This is a genomic window from Blautia ammoniilytica (genome assembly GCF_025566965.1).
In the GTDB taxonomy this organism is placed as follows: domain Bacteria; phylum Bacillota; class Clostridia; order Lachnospirales; family Lachnospiraceae; genus Blautia_A; species Blautia_A ammoniilytica.
Genome location: NZ_JAOQJL010000009.1, coordinates 47,228 through 65,469, shown reverse-complemented (window position 1 = coordinate 65,469; position 18,242 = coordinate 47,228). Strand labels below are relative to the sequence as shown.

The 18,242-nt window shown below is 43.6% G+C and carries 14 protein-coding genes; 1 reads left to right on the top strand and 13 read right to left on the bottom strand.

Features of this window, described 5'->3' with window-relative positions; translation table 11 throughout:
* Positions 1-84 precede the first annotated feature (84 nt).
* The 13 genes from OCV61_RS06215 to OCV61_RS06155 all read right to left on the bottom strand — a co-directional run bounded on the left by OCV61_RS06215 (position 85) and on the right by OCV61_RS06155 (position 16,511).
* Positions 85-1,872 carry an aminopeptidase P family protein gene (locus tag OCV61_RS06215; protein WP_158421074.1) on the bottom strand — a complete coding sequence of 596 codons (1,788 nt, stop codon included), beginning with the start codon at positions 1,870-1,872 and terminating at the stop codon, positions 85-87.
* A 5-nt stretch (positions 1,873-1,877) separates the two neighbouring features.
* Positions 1,878-2,594 (bottom strand): ribulose-phosphate 3-epimerase, encoded by a 717-nt coding sequence (locus OCV61_RS06210; protein WP_158421073.1) that lies wholly within the window; start codon positions 2,592-2,594, stop codon positions 1,878-1,880.
* Positions 2,595-2,623: 29 nt separating this feature from the next.
* A complete protein-coding gene (locus tag OCV61_RS06205) occupies positions 2,624-3,793 on the bottom strand; it encodes an amidohydrolase (protein WP_330382890.1) in 1,170 nt (389 codons plus the stop codon).
* Positions 3,786-5,495, bottom strand: coding sequence for a M3 family oligoendopeptidase (locus OCV61_RS06200; protein ID WP_158421072.1), 1,710 nt, complete (start codon positions 5,493-5,495; stop codon positions 3,786-3,788). The genes OCV61_RS06205 and OCV61_RS06200 overlap by 8 nt, the downstream gene beginning before the upstream one ends.
* Entirely contained in the window at positions 5,492-6,673 is a 1,182-nt protein-coding gene (locus OCV61_RS06195; RefSeq protein ID WP_158421071.1) for an iron-containing alcohol dehydrogenase, read from the bottom strand. The genes OCV61_RS06200 and OCV61_RS06195 overlap by 4 nt, the downstream gene beginning before the upstream one ends.
* A gap of 49 nt (positions 6,674-6,722) precedes the next feature.
* Positions 6,723-7,916: a metal-dependent hydrolase family protein gene (locus tag OCV61_RS06190; protein WP_158421070.1), complete on the bottom strand. Its 1,194-nt coding sequence runs from the start codon at positions 7,914-7,916 to the stop codon at positions 6,723-6,725.
* The gene (locus OCV61_RS06185; RefSeq protein ID WP_158421069.1) at positions 7,913-9,496 is read right to left on the bottom strand and encodes an aminopeptidase; all 1,584 of its coding nucleotides are present in this window, start codon (positions 9,494-9,496) and stop codon (positions 7,913-7,915) included. Before OCV61_RS06185 ends, OCV61_RS06190 begins: the two co-directional genes overlap by 4 nt.
* Positions 9,497-9,507: 11 nt before the next feature.
* Positions 9,508-10,848: an MATE family efflux transporter gene (locus tag OCV61_RS06180; protein ID WP_158421068.1), complete on the bottom strand. Its 1,341-nt coding sequence runs from the start codon at positions 10,846-10,848 to the stop codon at positions 9,508-9,510.
* Positions 10,849-10,963: 115 nt separating this feature from the next.
* Positions 10,964-12,595, bottom strand: a complete 1,632-nt coding sequence (locus OCV61_RS06175; RefSeq protein ID WP_158421067.1) for a peptide ABC transporter substrate-binding protein — start codon at positions 12,593-12,595, stop codon at positions 10,964-10,966.
* A gap of 24 nt (positions 12,596-12,619) precedes the next feature.
* The gene (locus OCV61_RS06170; protein WP_158421066.1) at positions 12,620-13,588 is read right to left on the bottom strand and encodes an ABC transporter ATP-binding protein; all 969 of its coding nucleotides are present in this window, start codon (positions 13,586-13,588) and stop codon (positions 12,620-12,622) included.
* Positions 13,581-14,627, bottom strand: a complete 1,047-nt coding sequence (locus tag OCV61_RS06165; RefSeq protein WP_158421065.1) for an ABC transporter ATP-binding protein — start codon at positions 14,625-14,627, stop codon at positions 13,581-13,583. The genes OCV61_RS06170 and OCV61_RS06165 overlap by 8 nt, the downstream gene beginning before the upstream one ends.
* Positions 14,628-14,640: 13 nt before the next feature.
* Entirely contained in the window at positions 14,641-15,579 is a 939-nt protein-coding gene (locus tag OCV61_RS06160; protein WP_288219174.1) for an ABC transporter permease, read from the bottom strand.
* An 11-nt stretch (positions 15,580-15,590) separates the two neighbouring features.
* Positions 15,591-16,511 carry an ABC transporter permease gene (locus OCV61_RS06155; protein WP_158421064.1) on the bottom strand — a complete coding sequence of 307 codons (921 nt, stop codon included), beginning with the start codon at positions 16,509-16,511 and terminating at the stop codon, positions 15,591-15,593.
* A 298-nt stretch (positions 16,512-16,809) separates the two neighbouring features.
* Between OCV61_RS06155 and OCV61_RS06150 the strand changes: the two genes are divergently transcribed.
* Positions 16,810-18,195 carry a tryptophanase gene (locus OCV61_RS06150; protein WP_158421063.1) on the top strand — a complete coding sequence of 462 codons (1,386 nt, stop codon included), beginning with the start codon at positions 16,810-16,812 and terminating at the stop codon, positions 18,193-18,195.
* Positions 18,196-18,242 lie beyond the last annotated feature (47 nt).

Sequence of the window (18,242 nt, the reverse complement as noted above, 5' to 3'; positions counted from 1 at the left end):
CCGCCTTATTATAAAGCAAAAACCTGCTTCTCTCAACCAAAAAAAGAAAAGCCGTTGCTTTATAACAACAGCTTTTCCATACTTTTAGTCCCTGATGGGACTTGTTACGTTTTTAAGCCATTCCCGCTCTTCTTCCGGCAAAAAGGCTTTAATCTTCTCATATACCATTTCGTGATACTGATCCAGCCATTTCTTTTCTTCACAATCCAGGTATTCCATTTTCACAGCGGAAAGATCAATCGGACAAAGAGTCAGTGTTTCAAAATGCAAAAGTCCATCCTGGGAATCCTTCACACACAAAATCAGATTCTCTATACGTATCCCATGGCTTCCTTCTACGTAAACTCCTGGCTCATCAGAAGTGATCATCCCCTCCTGAAAAACTGTTTTCAGATGATCTGGCAATCTCCAGTGAATAAAATTAGGCGGCTCATGTACATTCAGAAGTGCGCCTACTCCATGTCCGGTACCATGATTAAAGTCCAGTCCATGCTCAAGCAGCGGCCCTCTTGCCAGATAATCCAACATCTGCCCATTTGTACCCTGATGGAATCTGGCCTTTGCCAGATCGATCATACCCTTTAATACCAGCGTATAATGAAACTTCTGTTCCTCCGTTACGGTTCCCATTACAACCGTTCTTGTAATATCTGTTGTACCAGCTCTGTACTGCCCGCCTGCGTCTACAAGATAAAAGCCTTCTTTTTTGATTTCTGTATCTGTTTCTCTTGTGGAAATATAATGGCACATAGCTGCATTTTTGCCATAAGCAGAAATCGTTTCAAAGCTGGGCTCCAGATAACCCTTCTGCCCTCTTCTAAGCGTTTCCAGATGATCCGCAGCCTCCATCTCCGTTACATGTACTGTTTCCGGAATGTGCTTCAACCAGTACATATATCTGGTCATTGCCACCCCATCCCGCAGATGAGCACTTCGTACCTGTTTTATCTCCTGCAGATTCTTCACAGCCTTCATGAGAACCGAAGGATCCGTTGTTTCTTTTTTGGTCACATGTTCCGGCAGGCAATGATACAGTTCATCACTTACCTTTTCCGGATCCATTAATAGCGTACATTCCGGAAGCTTCTCTAAGACCTGAACGATATCACCATAGTCCCTTACAAAGATTCTGTCTTTTTCCAGTACATCTCTTTGTGCCTCATTAAGTACCCCACTTTGTGCAAATAAAACTGCACCGTCCAGGGTAATAATGGTATAGGCCTGAATTACCGGGCTGCAGGCTATATCCATTCCACGAAGATTATAAATCCATGCAATATCATCCAGCGAAGTAACCAGATGTACATCCGCTCCCTGTTTCACCATTTCTTCCCTGACACGTTCCAGCTTATCTGCCCTGCTTTCTCCTGCCTCATCCATTGTAAGGAACCAGGCCGGTGTTTTTTCCATTGCCGGCCGATTCTCCCACGCTTCATCTACAATATCTCTGGAGCTGCTGATATTGATCTTATTTTCTTTTAAAACAGATCGGAGTTTTTTCCCTTCTGATGCGCTGAGCACCCTGCCGTCAAATCCGGCAGTTTCTCCGGATTTTAATTCCTGTGCCAAAAACTCCTCTAAAGTCGGCACATTCGGCTGTCCGCTTTTAAACAAATGAACCTCCGTACCTGCCAGCTGATTTTCAGCCTGTACAAAGTATCGTCCATCCACCCATAGCCATGCTCCCTTTTGTGTTACTGCCACAGTGCCAACGCTTCCTGTAAAACCGGTAAGGTATTTTCTGACTTTGAAATGTTCTCCAATATATTCAGAACCATGAAAATCATTGGTAGGTGCGATCCATGCATCTATCCCATATTTTTTCATTACATTCCTGAAATTTTCCAGCCGTTCCCTGATCACCTCTGACATTTTTCTTACTCTAATCCGTACTTTGCAGCAGCCTCATCAATGGCTTTTCTGCACTTCTGGACTCCGGCCTTGATTCCATCCGGATCCTTAAAGATTGCAGAAGAAAGGATGATCACATCTGGATTGCATGCGATCAGCGGATCCATATTATCATGACGAAGGCCGCCATCAATAGCAAGCTCACAGCGTGGATTCTTCTCATCGATCAGCTTTCTTGCTCTCTGAACCAGATCTACTGCAGATTTTCTCCAGCCCCAGTTATCCTGTCCATCTGTCTCATCTACACCATGGGTTACGATCTGAAGACGGTCAATATCATTAATAGACTCATCAACAAAGCAAAGAGGTGTATAGCATCCTACGGTAAGACCGATCTTCATGCCAAACTCACGGCAATAATTGATCAGGTAAGCAAGAGGTGCTCCAATAAAGTGTTCAGCCGGTACGATCAGCATCGTGCAGCCAGCTTTTGCCAGCTTTTCAACAAACAGACGGTCACACTCGATGGTATAGATATGACATTCAATATGCTTATCTGTTACTTCACGAAGTCCGGAAATGATCTGTGGGCCTCCCATAAGCTGCATATTTTTCAGGTCATACATATCTGCTGCATCTGAATGGATATAATCAACTCCGCCGTCAATAGCCTCCAGAACCCTGTCTGCGATCCTTGCGTAACTTACATGTGCCAGTCCTGCTGCGATTTTAATGTGTTTCATAATGATTTCCTCCTTCTTATCCTAAATAATTATTTTTCATATACAACCCTGCCATCGATCAATGTGCAGATACATGCTGCATCAAGATTCTTTACAGGATTCTTATCAAACACTGCAATATCTCCGTCTTTGCCTGGTTCAATGGATCCTATTCTGTCCTCCAGGCCAATAGCCTGTGCTGCGTGAAGGGTGACTGCCTTTAAAGCCCCTTCCTCACTCATGCCTTTTCTGTGGCAGATTCCAGCACATACGATCAGATTCTCCTCATGCATTCCCGGAAGGTCTGTCATGATAGCCACTTTTACTCCGGCCCTCTCCAGGATCCCTGCTGAAGATTCATCCTGATGGATCACTTCGTTTTTATGAGGAAAACCGGTAAATGGTCCAAGAATGGCGATCCTGTTCTTGGCTGCAAACTCTTCTGGGATCAAATGCCCCTCTGAACAGTGCTCAATGGTCATCTTAAGGCCAAACTCTTCCGCAATACGGATGGCAGTCATAATATCATCTGCCCTGTGTGCGTGGGCCTTTACCAGAAGTTCTCCCTTTATCACAGGAACAAGGGCTTCCAGCTTCATATTGAAAGCCGGCATCTTATCCGGATCCCCTGCTGCCCGTTCCTTTTTATCAGCATATTCCTTTGCCTTAAAAAGTGCTTCCCGAATCAGTGCAGCCACACCCATTCTTGTGGATGGAGTCCGTTTGCTGCCATATACATTTTTGGGATTTTCCCCAAAAGCCATTTTCATGGCAAGAGGCTCTTTGATCACCATCTGCTCCATGGTACGCCCCTTTGTTTTCATTGCAAGAAACTGCCCACCAATTGGATTGGCACTGCCAGGGCCTGTAGCTACACAGGTAACTCCTGCTTCATATGCTTTTTTAAACTCCGGATCCAGCGGATAAATCCCGTCCAATCCACGCATTTCAGGAGTGATTGGATCATTCTCCTCATTTCCATCCACACCTGCATTACCGATCCCGGATCCAAAAACGCCAATATGACAATGTGCATCAATGATACCAGGCATAACAAAACCGCCATGTGCATCAATCACTCTGCAGTTTTCTGGCTGGTCAACCGTATGTCCTACCTTTACGATTTTCCCATCTTCCAGCAGTATACAGCCATTTTCAATGGTTCCTTCTGCAGCCATGGTAACAATGGTACCGTTCTTTATAAGAACTGTTTCACTCACTGCTTCCACCTCCCTGTATTCTTTCAGATAACTGCTCCATCTGGGCAATCGCTTTCTCAGAAAGCGTTCGGATCACCCCGTCCTCAAACGGAACCTGCAGTCCTGCTTTATGAAGAGTATCTGTAAAACCATACTTTCCACTGTATCTAAGGATATCCATGTAACAGTTCCAGCCCTTTTCCCTGTTTTCTTCACAGAGGAAATGCACCTGCATTGCACAGGTCTGTGCCAGTACATAATCAATATAATAAAATGGCCATTTATAAATATGAGTCTGTCTCTGCCAGAATCTGCCTTCTGAAAGAAAACTCTGATTATCGTAATGTCTGAAAGGCATATACTCCTGTTCCAGCTTTTTCCATAAATCAAGTCTTTGCTTTGGTGTCATCTCCGGATGGTCATATACAGTTTCCTGGAATTCATCAACTGCACAGCCATAAGGGATAAAGGAAAGAGCCCCTTTCAGATGCTGATATTTATATCTGTCGATCTGTGCTTCCGGCATGGTCTCATTAAGGTAAGGCCACACAAGGAATTCCATACTCATGGAATGGATCTCTGCAAGATCACTGCTGCAGTTCTCTGTAAACCTAAATGGCTCACCACGCTTCAGATAAGAATGGAAACCATGTCCTGTTTCATGGGCAAAGGTTTTTAATGCGCCAAACGTGCTGTTATAGGTTTCAAAAATAAATGGCATATTATACCGGCCTACCAGATTGGAATAAGCGCCATTGATCTTCCCTGGACGGACTGCAAGATCATAAAACTCCCCTCTTGTCAGATCGTCATAAAATACAGCTGTTTCTTTGGACATAGAGCCATAGATCTTCTTAAATGCCTCTACCACATTATCTGTTATGTCGTACTTTTCACCAGGGAAACTGAAATCCTCATCATAGTGATAAAGTGTTTCCACACCCAGTCGTTTTCTTTGTTCTTCAAAAAGCTGTGTCACGACCGGGACAAGCTGCTCTTTTACTGCATTTCTAAAAGCCGCAACTTCCTTCTTTCCATAGCTGGTTCTTCCCATGGAACAGTATCCGATCTGAGTATAACTGTCTTTTCCAAGCTTTCCGGCAATCTTTGCACGGGTCTTGACAAGACCGTCATAAACCTGATCCAGTTCCTGTGCAATTCCCATCCAGCTTTCTTCCCATATTTTATAAAACCTAGATCTTTCTTCCCTGTTTTCACTTGATCCCATTTTGGCAAGACTTACCAGCGGCACTTCACCTTCTGCTGTTTTTGCCTTAAGTGTAGCTGTAAGCTCTGAATATCTGGCAGACAGTCTATTTTCTTCTCTTAGATCCTCCAGAATCTCTTCTGAAAAACACTGTTCATTCAGCCCTGCCTTTTTGAAGGCTTCTCCGCCTGTAAAATAAGAAAGCTGTTCTTTAAAGGGAGTCTTTTCCATAGCACTGCTAAGGCGGCTTTCCAATGCTTCATATTCTGGCCGGATCTTATCACACCAGGCAGCTTCTTCTTTATAAAAAGCATCGGTTACATCCATAGTATTACGAATCTCAACGATGGTTGCCATTGTCTGGTATTTCACCATCAGTGTATCAAGATCCAGCATTGCATCATAAGCTTCTTCCATTGTTTTTGCATTGGAAAAGCGTTCCAATTCTTCTTCAAAGTGCCGTTTATAGGACACCATGTCCAATCTGTAAAATGGAATATCTTTAAATTTGATCATACTTTTTCTCCATAACTTTCATCCATGATCTGAAGGAGTGTTTCCTTCGGTGCAAATGGAAGAACATTAAATACAAAATTTCCTTTCATTTCCTCAAACTGCTCTTTGGTCACTCCCAAATTAGAAAGTGTATTGTAAAGTCCGATTTCTTTCAAAAAGCCTTCAATCTGTGCCGGAAGGTGGGATGCAGCCTCCTCATCAGAAACCTGTGCAAGAGCAGGATCAAAAAGCCTTGCCACATCTGCACATTTTTCCGGTGTTTTTGTGATCTGGAATCTGATAAATGCAGGATACAGACATGCCAGACACTGTCCATGTGCGATTCTTGGTGTTACCCCTCCGATCACCTCACTTAATGGATGCGGAATGGTTGCAGAAGCATTGCTCAGGGAAATCCCGGAAAATGCAGCTGCTCTTGACATAGACTCCCTGTATTCCATATTGGAAGTATCCTTTACCAGCTTGGGCAGCACCTGTATAATAGTACGCATAGCTTCCTTCCCAAGAAGCATGGTATAAGGAGATGCCAGTTCTCTTACATAGCTTTCAAAAGAATGAGTAAATGCGTCAAATCCTGTAATCGCAGTTGGATAAGGCGGCAATGTACGACAAAGCTCCGGGTCAATGATGGCAACCCGTGGGAAAACTGCCTGATGGTACACACATTCTTTATCATTGTTTTCCTGGTCAGAAATGATCATTGCCTGGGTAAGTTCGCTTCCGGTTCCTGCAGTTGTTGGTACGGCGATCACCGGCAGTACACTTTTCCCCGGAAGTTCATATACAGCAGAAGGGCTGGAATATTTTGAAAATACTTCTTTCCAGTGGATTTCTCCTGCATCATGGAACAATGCCACAGATTTAGCTGTATCCATGGAACTGCCTCCTCCTACAGCCAGTATTACCTGCAATTTTTCTTTATTTACAATCTCAATTGCCTTTGCAATTCCCCGAATATCCGGATTTGGAACAACTTCATCAAAATGTACGTAACGGATTCCTGCTTTCTCCAGGATCTTTTTTACCCTGTCATATAAAGGTCTCAATACATCTTCCTTATTTGTGGTAGTGACAAGCAGACAACTGTCGCCGTAGGATGCAACGATCTCTCCTGCCTTTTCAAGCTTTCCTGCACCAAAATCAATTCTGGTGGGCTGGTAAAACATAAAATCTGCCATTTAAGTGTTCCTCCTTTAATATGATTTTCAATACCATTACAGTTATGATTTAATCCAGATTCACTTTCTTTCCATCCATATAAAGAGCTGTCAGTTCATCTACATAATTGATCTTTTCCAGTGGATTACCTTTCAGGCACACAAAGCTTGCTTTTTTTCCTGCTTCCAGAGATCCAAGTTCTGGAAGATCCAGAAGCTCTGCCCCGCCTCTGGTTGCAGCATCCAAAGCAGCCTTCGGAGTAAGGCCAGCCATAACCATCAGCACCATTTCATGGGCTGCTGCTTCATATGGATTAAAGGGACAGCCTGCATCTGTTCCCATTGCGATCTTAACTCCTTTTTCCCAGCATCTTTTCAGAACATCTCTGTGACGCTGCAGAACTTCTTTGCTCTTCTTGTGGTCAGGATTATCCGGTTCAAGGCGGATTCCCTCATTTACTGCATAATATGGAGCGCATAAGGTGGGGACAAGGAAAGTTCCCTGTGCGCTCATCTTATCCATAATATCCTCCGTCATAAATACGCCATGCTCAATAGAGTCCACGCCTGCGTCTACACATCTGCGAATAGCTGTATTTCCATGGGCATGTACTCCCACTTTTCTGCCCCAGTTATGAGCAGTTTCAATTCCTGTTTGAATCTCTTCCCAGGTAAGCTCACATGGTCCTGGCTCCGGTCCTGGTGAATTAACGCCTCCAGATACCATCAGTTTCACCACATCAGCACCATCCTTAACAACCTGCCGGACTGCTCCACGCATCTGATCCGGATCATCTACTTCATAACTGATCTCATAACCGTGTCCGCCTCTTGCACACACTGCATAACCACAGGCAAGTATCTTAGGCCCAACGATCAGTCCACGATTGATAGCATCACGAATGCCCAGCGCATAACCTTTATATGAACCCAGATCTCTGCAGGCAACCACACCTGCTTTCAGCAGCTGTTTCGCATGGGCTGCTCCCTCACATACTACATTGGCGATCTCACGGTTTTCATTTGCATAATCTCCGCCTCCGTGGCTGGTGCTTCCAAGAAAATGCACATGACAGTCAATAAATCCTGGAACAACATATGCATCCTTCAGATCGATCACCTGATCTGCCTCTGTCTGGTCTGTTTCCTCTCTTTTTTTCACCCAGAGGATCTGCTCCCCTTCGGTCAGCATTGCAAAATCTTCAATCACTGTTCCTGCTGCATCTGCTGTGTACAGCCATTTTCCTAAGTATAATGTTCTCATTTTTCACCGCCTCCAAATCCGGTATTTAATCCATCTGTTCCAGGCAGTACAAATCTGCCTTTTTCAATAAAAGCAACTTTGCTGCCGTCCTTTTTTATGCCTCTTAAATACTCCACCTGATGATAGGGAAGTGTTATATCTACATGGTTTTCAAAATACACATCTTCTTTTTTCTCCCGGTCCTTTGTCACTTCATTTTCCCTGCACACCATTTCTTTATGGTCATACATATTGTAAATCGGTGCATCCTCAGATCTTGCAAAACACGGATCTCCGATTGCAATGTGAGGTCCCATTTTCTCGTAGATCAGGATCGGCATTCTGCCTCCCAGCTGATATCTATGGGCAATAGAATACGCCTTTGTGTTGCTTCCGATTGCAAATTCACCCATAGTCACCTGCTGATAAGGATACAAAAGCCGGTTCATCACATACTCTTTTCCTTCTTTACAGGTAGCATCCACAACCCATCCATCCTTAAAGGTAAGCCGAAGATCATGATAAAAGATACCTTTCAGACAGATTTCCTCCACATGATAAAGTCCCGTTGTCCCAGTCAGCCTAGGAGTTGTAAAAACCTCTCCATAAGGAATATTCAGATCTCCGCCGCAATTCAGAAATTTTGTCTCTTTTTCCGGATCCTTCACAGGCCAAAGGCTGATCTTAATGTCTGTTTCATTTCCATTACAGCCTTTGATCTCCATAGTCTCACAGGTATCAAGCCCATCGATCAGTACCTGCTGAAGAAGTTCAAAAGGCTCAGATACTTCTGCATTCATCTGGAAAAAGTCATCAAAAATCTGTTCAAACCGTTCTCCCACCAGCATATTGGGAAAAGCCACCTTGCAGAAAGAAATCTCAGAGGGGCGGATCCACTGTGCTTCAAAATCACGTTTTTTCTGTGAAAGTTTTGTAAGCCACTCTTTATTTTCTTCTGAAAGAAAAGCATTTTCATTACCTGTATCTACTACTGGCTCCATACCAAACTGATCAATGCCGATCATTCCACAGGTATCCTTAAGCTCTTTCTCATATAAATACATAGCCGCTTTATAAGCTTCCCACTCAGCATGAAATAGTTCTTCGTCCATTACATCCCCATGCTCAAGCAAAAGATCTTTCTGCCCCTGGCTTGCATACAATATATGAGGTTCTGTGATCACAGGAGTAAGGCCTTTTTCCTTTAATGCTTTTACCACTTCCTTTGCCAGAGCTTCCTGACCGATCTGATAAAAGAACCTTACTCTTTTTCTGTCTTTTCGATCCCTGCTCTGACTGATAAAGCCATGAAGGAATGCATTTGCAACGGTATTTCCCATTGCCTGCAGTTTTTCTTTTTCAAGGCCAAACCAGAACTTCATCATTTGCCGGTCAGTATCTGTAACCGGCAGTCCGTATTCTTCCATCCAGTCTGTACTTTCAGGCGTTGCTTTTTCCAGAATCATTTCGTAAGGATTTTCTTCTCCGATACGTATCAGACTTTTTACAAAATCCTGTGCACGGCTTACAGCAGTTTCCAGAAGTTTACGTTTCCACTGCTCTTTTTCTGCAACCTGTGCTTTACCTTGTTCCTTCATCATGCCCTCCTTGGTTACATTCCCTGTTTTTTCAATTTCTCTTTGTAATATTTACTGTGAAGAAACAGCCATGTAAGGATCACAGAAGCCACCCATCCGCTGGGCACTGCCAGCCATACGCCCATTTCTCCCCAGAAGCTTTTCAGAATATATGCAAGAGGAAGCCTTGCTCCCCAATTTCCAACAAGAGTGATAGCCATTGGTACTGCCGTATTTCCTGTTCCCTGGATAAAACCATGAAGAACTACCCAATAGGAAGCCATGAAATATGCAATACTTAAAACCCGGATATAGCTTTCTGCCATTTTTGCCACTGCAAGATCACTACAGAAAAGTGATGGTATTGCTTTTCCTGTTCCCCAGAATAAAAGCACCAGGAACAGACTGTAACCATAAGCCCACATCAAACTGAAGCGTTTGCCCTTTCTCACACGATCCGGTTTGTCTGCTCCCAGATTCTGGCTTGTAAAAATACATAAGGACTGTCCGATGCCTGAGATAGGTATATTTGCAAATGAATCAATCTTTGACCCTACCGTATAAGCTGTAACCACCTGCGTTCCCAGTGAATTTACTGCTATCTGCAGCACGATCATACCGATGCTGTTGGCGCATTGCTGCACAGAGCAGGGAATTCCGTATATAAAGCCCTGCTTGATAGCAGTAAGGCTTATTTTCAAATGAAATGGATTATACCTGATCATTCCTTTTTTCGTATTTGTATAAATAAGACAGCAGATAAAGGCTATGGTCTGAGACAAAACTGTGGCAATCGCTGCGCCTTTCACGCCCATACCCAGTCCCCCTACAAAAGTCAGATCCAGTCCAATATTCAGTACTGCTGAAATCAGTAAAAGAACCAGTGGAACAATTGCATTTCCACTACTGCGGATCAGTCCGCTTAATGTATTGTAGCCTGCAACACCCACAAGCCCAAGAAAATAATATTTCAGATAGAGAACTGCTTCATCCAATATCTCTGCCGGTGTACCGATCAGAGAAAGTAAAAATCTGGAACCAAAAAAACCGATCAACATTGTTATAACTGCAATCACTAAAATCGTTGTAAGCATGGAATCCAGAGTGATCTTCTGTCCCTTTGCATCCTTCTCACCGATCTTTCTGGCCAGGATGATCTCGGTTCCTGCCCCAAGGCCGATCATCAGTGCAATTAAAAGGGTAATGATTGGTGTACTGGCACCTACTGCTGCCAGAGAGTTCCCGCCTGCTACACGCCCTACGATCACTGCATCTGCTGCACTATACAGCTGCTGCAGAATATTACTTACAAGAATGGGAAGGGTAAATAATGCCAGTCTTCTTTTAACCGGCCCTTCCGTCAGCAAACCAGTCATTCTTTTTCATCCTTTCCCTTATAAAAACTTACGGGAGGGATTGCAAAATCAGCAATCCCTCCCGCGGGACTAACTTACTTTATGGAATCCTCCATATATGCAGACCCTGCAATCTTTATTTTGTGATTGAAACATATTTGAAATCAAATTCATAACCATAAGTAAAGATTTCAAGACCCTGTACATTGCCTTTGATTGCCCAGTGATTCAGAGCATATACCTGAGGAATGTAGATAAAGTTATCAAGTACCATTTTCTCAATATCCATCCATGTCTGGATTCTTTCATCGCCAACCTGTGTATGAGCTTTCTCAACTAATGCTTTGAACTCATCATTGTCCCACTTGCCTTCATCATAGATAAACTGCATGAAGCCCTGAGGATCACGATAGTCAGAATCCTGGCCACCACCGATTACGCAGTCAAATGTTCCCTCTGTAAGCATTGGAAGGATTACGTTGAAATCAAGAACGCTTACAGGCATCTCGATACCAAGGTTTGTTTTCCACATATTCTGGATAGCCTGAGCCTGAACTTTGCCGCTTTCCAGACACTGAATGGAGAATCCATCCTGCATATCTTCTTTGGTCTTGCCGATTTCTTCAAGACCCTGATCCAGAAGCTGCTGTGCTCTTTCGATCTCGGACTGATCAGATGCATCTTTTACGATTGGGCCAGCCTGCTCACGGAAATCTCCGCCATCAAGTCCCTTTACTCCATAAGGAACAAGACCATAAGCTGCCAGATCTGCATTGTGCATTACCTGCTGTGCAAATACTTTACGGTTGAAGGCGATGGATAATGCTTCACGGATATTCTTATTTGCAAGATATTCATTTGTGTTCGGATTGAACTCAATGAATGTATTTCTCAGAAGCTTGTTGTCAACGATATTCTCGTCTGCATACTGATCAAGAAGCTCATCGCTGACTTTCAGAACACTCAGCTCATCATTCTGATACATACCCTGAAGAGTATTGGCATCAGATGTAATTGTGATCTCGATCTTATCAAGCTTTACATTGTCTGCATCCCAGTAATTCTCGTTCTTTTCCAGTGTCATGGAATTCTCATGTGTCCAGTCTGTTACAACAAACGGTCCGTCTGCAACGATCTTGTCCACATCTGTTCCATAGGTATCTTTATACTCTTCTGCTGCTGCCTTCTGAACAGGCGCAAAGCTTGCAGATGTTAAAAGGTCGATAAAGTAATCACATGGTTCACCTGTTGTGATCTCCAGTGTGCTGTCATCTACCGCTTTTACTCCAAGATCATCTTCTGTTGCTTCCCCATTGTAATACTTCTCAGCATCTTTGATGATGAAGTATTTGTAAGCAATAGCAGATTTCAGTTCTGGATCAAGCTCACGCAGGAAGCTGGCAACAACATCGTCCATTGTTACATCTGTACCGTCAGCCCATTTTACACCATCACGAAGTGTAAGGGTATGTACGGTATAGTCATCATTGTGCTGATAATCCGTCATCAGGGCTGGTTCCCATCCCTGCTCATCATTTGTCTTTCTCAGCATTGGCTCATGAACAGCTGCCACTAAATTACCAGCTGCACCAGAGTTATTTACCCACGGATCAAGTGTTGCAGGCTCATTGTTAAGGGAAAAATAAAACACCTGCTCATCTGCCAGTTCAGCATCTTCTGCATACACTGCTGTAGATGCTCCGATCGTTCCTACACCAAGCATTGCAGCCAACATAAGACTCATACCTTTTGATACACGTTTGTTCATTTCTTTACCTCCTTTTAATAAAACTTACCCGTTTATTAAGTGACAGGCCACTTTATGACCTGGACCACACTCTTTAAGTACCGGCGGCTGCTCAAAGCATACCGGCTTTGCATATGCACATCTTGTACAGAATTTACATCCCTTAGGTGAATTGATAGGGCTTGGAATCTCCCCTTCCAGCTTGATCCTGCTTCTCCCTTTTTCAATCTTGGGATTGGCCACCGGGATCGCGGAAAACAGTGCCTTTGTATAAGGATGCTGCGGATTCTCATACAGTTCCTTATTGGTTGCATATTCCATAATGCTTCCTAGATACATAACTGCTACGGTATCAGAAATATAACGTACCATAGACAGGTCATGGGCAATAAAAATATAGGATAATCCTTTATCCTGCTGCAGTTTCAGAAGAAGATTCATAACCTGGGCCTGAATGGAAACATCCAAAGCACTGATAGGCTCATCACAAATGATCAGTTCCGGTGACATAGACAAGGCCCTGGCAATTCCGATACGCTGTCTCTGCCCTCCTGAGAATTCATGAGGAAAACGGTTTGCATGTTCTTCATTTAGTCCTACCGTTTCCAGAAGCTCGATCACTCGGTCTCTTTTCTCCTCTGCACTCATATGAATGGCATGATTCAGACCCCAGCCCTCAGAAATCAGCTGAGAAACTGTCATACGTGGACTTAAGCAGGCATATGGGTCCTGGAAGATCATCTGAATGCTTCTTGCCAGATCCTGCCGGAACCTTTTAGTGCTTTTTCCACTGATATCCTTTCCATTCAAAGTGATTTTTCCTTCTGTAGGCTCATAAATACGGATCAATGTCCGTCCAAGAGTGGATTTACCACATCCGGACTCCCCTACAAGTCCTAATGTTTTTCCCCTCTCAACTTCAATGCTGACGCCATCTACGGCCTTTACCACTTTACGTCCTTTTATTTTGAAATATTTTTTCAGATCTTCTGCTTTTAAGATTACATCACTCATGCTTCGCTACCTCCCGTTCTGTAATGGGATTGACTGTCCTAACTGCTTTCTTATGGTACAGCCAGCAGGAAGCATAATGATTTTCACCCTGCTGTGAATATGCCGGAGGATACATGGTTGAACATACCTTCATAGCATACGGACATCTGGCTGCAAAAGGACATCCAGCCGGAGGATTAAACAGATCCGGCGGTGTACCAAGGATCGGATGCAGCGGTTCCCTGTTGCTGGTATCTTCCGGAGGAATAGACTGAAGGACACCCCAGGTATACGGATGTGCAGGATGCTCGAAAATATCTTCTGCATGTCCGTATTCCATGATCTTTCCTGCATACATAACCGCAATATCGTCTGCAATATTAGCAACAACTCCCAGGTCATGAGTGATCATGATCACGGAAGTATCGTACTGTTTCTGGATATCCTTGATCAGATCCAGAATCTGCGCTTGTATGGTAACATCCAATGCAGTGGTAGGCTCATCCGCAATCAGAAGCTTAGGATTCACTGCCATTGCCAATGCGATCATAGCACGCTGTCTCATACCACCTGAAAACTCATGGGGATACTGCTTGAATCTCTGCTCCGGACTTGGGATCCCGGCCATTGCCAGAGTATCCAGTGCGATCTTCTTTGCTTCTTCTTTTGTTTTATTTCCGTATTTCAGAATACCTTCCACGATCTGTTTTCCAACAGTCATGGTAGGATTCAAGCTTGTCATAGGATCCTGAAAAATCATGCGGATCTCCTGAGCTCTGATTTTCTGCATTTCTTTTTCTTTTAATTTTGCCAGATCTTTACCATCAAACCAAATCTCTCCCTTTTTCAGAAGTCCCTTTGGCTTTGACGGATTCAGACCGATAATGGATTTAGCAGTTACAGATTTACCGCAACCGGACTCTCCCACTATACCAAGACTTTTGCCTTTCTCCAGTGAAAAGCTAACGCCTCTTACAGCCTGTACTTCTCCTGCATAAGTTTTGAAAGAGAAAGTAAGGTCTGTTACATCCAACAAGGTTTTTTCATTTCGGTTCCCCATGTTTGTTTCCTCCTTACTGTCTCATTCTCGGGTCAAGGGCATCTCGTAAGCCATCACCCATCAGGTTAAAGCAAAGCATTGTAATACAGATCAAAAGTGACGGGAATAAAAGCTGGTATGGATAGCTAAGCAGTTTATTGGCTCCGTCGCTTGCAAGTACACCCCAGCTGGCTGTTGGAAGCGGAACTCCCAGTCCGATATAGCTGAGGAATGCCTCTGAAAAGATAGCACTTGGAATAACATTGGCCATACTGATAATGATTGGACTCATAGCATTAGGAAGAAGATGCTTCAAAATAATATGAAGGCTTCCTGCACCCATAGTCCTGCTGGCCATAACAAACTCTGATTCTTTTAATGAGAATACCTGACCTCTGAAAAGTCTGGCCATGCCGATCCATCCGGTAGCTGCAATAGCCAGAATAATAGGAAATACACCTGGCTTCATAATCAGGATCAGAAGAACTACCCACAACATCTGCGGAATCGATGCGATCAATTCACAGAAACGCATCATAAGATTATCTGCCACACCGCCAAAATATCCTGCAATACCTCCGTAAAGGATACCAATGGTTCCATTAAGAACCGCAACGATAAAGGCGATCATAAGGCTGACTCTTGCGCCTTCCCAGCAACGTACAAAAATATCTCTGCCCAGCTCATCTGTGCCGAACCAATGCTCTGCTGACGGCCCCTGATTGATAGCAAACCAATCCTGCTGGTCATAGGTATATTTGCTGACCATAGGCTGAACAATCGCCATTCCAATGATCAGTATCAGAACCACAGCAGATACCATGGCAACTTTATTTCCTTTGAATCTTCTCCATGCATCACTCCAGTATGTAAGGGAAGGTCTGGACATCTTATCCGCATTCACATGAGCGGAGTCATCTTTTTCAAAAAGGCTGTCTTCCAGATTCTGCAGCTCCATTTCTTTTGTTTCCATGTACTCCCCTCCTATCCTGCGATTCTGATACGTGGGTCAACAAGACCATACACAATATCTACTATGAAATAACAGACAACAGATATAAAAGAAAAGATGATCGTCAGACCCATGATCATCGTGTAATCTGAGTTCTGGATCGCAGTGATCATTGACTGTCCAATACCTGGTACGTTGAAAATCTTCTCAATTACAAAGTTACCTGTAAGCACACCTGCACACATTGGTCCAAGAGATGTTACAAGCGGCAAGAATGAGTTACGAAGCATATGCTTTCTTACGATCTCATTCTGATTTAAGCCCTTGCTCTTAGCTGTGTAGATGTAATCCTGTCCCATAGTATCCAGCATACTGGTTCTCAGCATTCTGGCATAATAAGCAATGTTGGTAAAAGCTGCTGCCCCAATGGGAAGGACTGCGTATTGCCATCCTTTCCACCCCTGTATAGGGAACATCTTCCATTCTACTGCAAAATATCTCTGGATCAGGGATCCAAAAACAAAGTTGGGAATGGAAACTCCCAGGATTGCAAGTATGATAACAAAATAATCAACAAAACCTTTATTCTTTAATGCAGCCACAGCACCAAGCACGGAACCGATCAGACATCCGATCAGTACACCGCCAAATCCGATAATGGCAGAAACCGGCATACCGGATGTAACATTACCCACAACAGTCTGGCTCTTATATTTCATGGATACACCGAAATCTCCGTGAAGAAGATTCTTCATATAGATCAGATACTGTTCAAACAACGGTTTATTCAATCCATACTGTTCATAAAGAGCTTCCTTTACACTGTCTGGTGTCTCCCTGGTAATCTCAAAGGGCTGTCCAGGTACTGCATGCATCAGAAAGAATGTTACTGTTGCTACCAGAAACAGCGTAATGAGCATTGACACAAAACGCTTTGCCACATATTTTGCCATTTGCATCCCCTCCATTGATAAATGATATGTAATAATATATTCTCAGCCGCTCGGGTAGAGTTGAACAATTTGTATACTCTTTTTAGACAATTTAAAATATATTTTGTAGATTATGCATAGAGTATAACCGACTTCTATTCTCTTGTCAATAAAAATTGTTCAAAAATATATTCTTTTATTGTGTTGACATTATTTTCTCATTATGATAATATTTTTTTATCAAATATTTGCAAGATTCTTATTTCTATTGCAAATACCAATGTTTTCCATTATAATTTTACAAGGAGGGTCCTATTTTATGAAGTACATGACCGCAGAACCATTTCGTATTAAAATGGTAGAGCCAATTACCAGATCTACAAAAGCCCAGCGCCAGCAATGGCTTCAGGAAGCCGGATACAATGCATTCCGCCTGAAATCTGAACAGGTTTATATCGACTGTATCACTGACAGCGGTACAAGTGCAATGAGCCAGGCGCAGTGGTCAGCTATGATGATGGGTGACGAAGCCTATGCAGGATGCCGCAGCTTTTACCGTCTGGAAGCTTCCGTACAGGATATCTTTGGCATGCCTTACGTACAGCCTACCCATCAGGGACGTGCAGCCGACTACATCATGACTCAGATCTACTGTCGTCCAGGTGCTTATGCCATTGGCAATATGCACTTTGACACATTCAGAGGCAACGCTGAAATGATGGGATGCCTGCCTGTAGATTATGCTATTGCTGAAGGTATGGACACTGCTTCTGCTCCTCATCCTTTCAAAGGAAATATCGACCTTAACAAGATGCAGAGCCTGATCGATGAGAAGGGTGCAGAGAATATCTGCGTATGTATCATTACTATTACCTGCAATAATAACGGCGGACAACCTGTATCCATGCAGAATATCCGTGAGGTCAGCGCTCTCTGCAAGAAATACAATATCCCGGTTGTTCTCGACAGTGCACGTTTGGCTGAGAATGCTTACTTTATCAAGACAAGAGAGCCAGGCTATGAGAACAAGAGCATCAAAGAGATCACCAATGAAATGTTCAGTTACTGTGAGACAGCCACCATGTCCAGTAAAAAGGATGGTCTTGTAAATATCGGCGGTCTTTTTGTTACAAGAAATAAGAGTGTTTATGAGCAGGCAAACCAGCTTGCAATTGTACACGAAGGTTTCATTACATACGGCGGTATGTCCGGCCGTGATATGGAAGCACTTGCTGTAGGCCTTCAGGAAGCATGCGACTTTGATTACCTTGACTACCGCATCAAACAGGTGGCTTATCTTGGCGAAAAGTTAAAAGAAAGAGGAGTTCCGATCATCGAGCCTACCGGCGGTCACGGTGTATATGTTGATGGTCGCCGCTTCTTCCCACAGATCCCTCAGAGCGAATTCCCAAGCCAGCGTCTTGTATGTGCACTTTACGAAGAAGCAGGTGTACGTGCTGTTGAGATTGGTGCATGTGCTTTCGGTTCCATTGACAAGATCACAGGCGAGCCTGTTTATCCGGCTATCGAGGCTATGCGTATTGCCATCAACCGCCGTGTTTATACCAACAATCATATGGATGTGATTGCCAATGCACTTGGTGACATCTATGAAAACAGAGATCAGTATCGAGGCATGAAGATCGTTCATCAAGGTTCTATCCAGTCCCTGCGCCACTTCACAGCCGGATTTGAACTTTTATAAATACCACTAATAGTAACTGTTCAGCTCCATGACAATTAACTGAATAG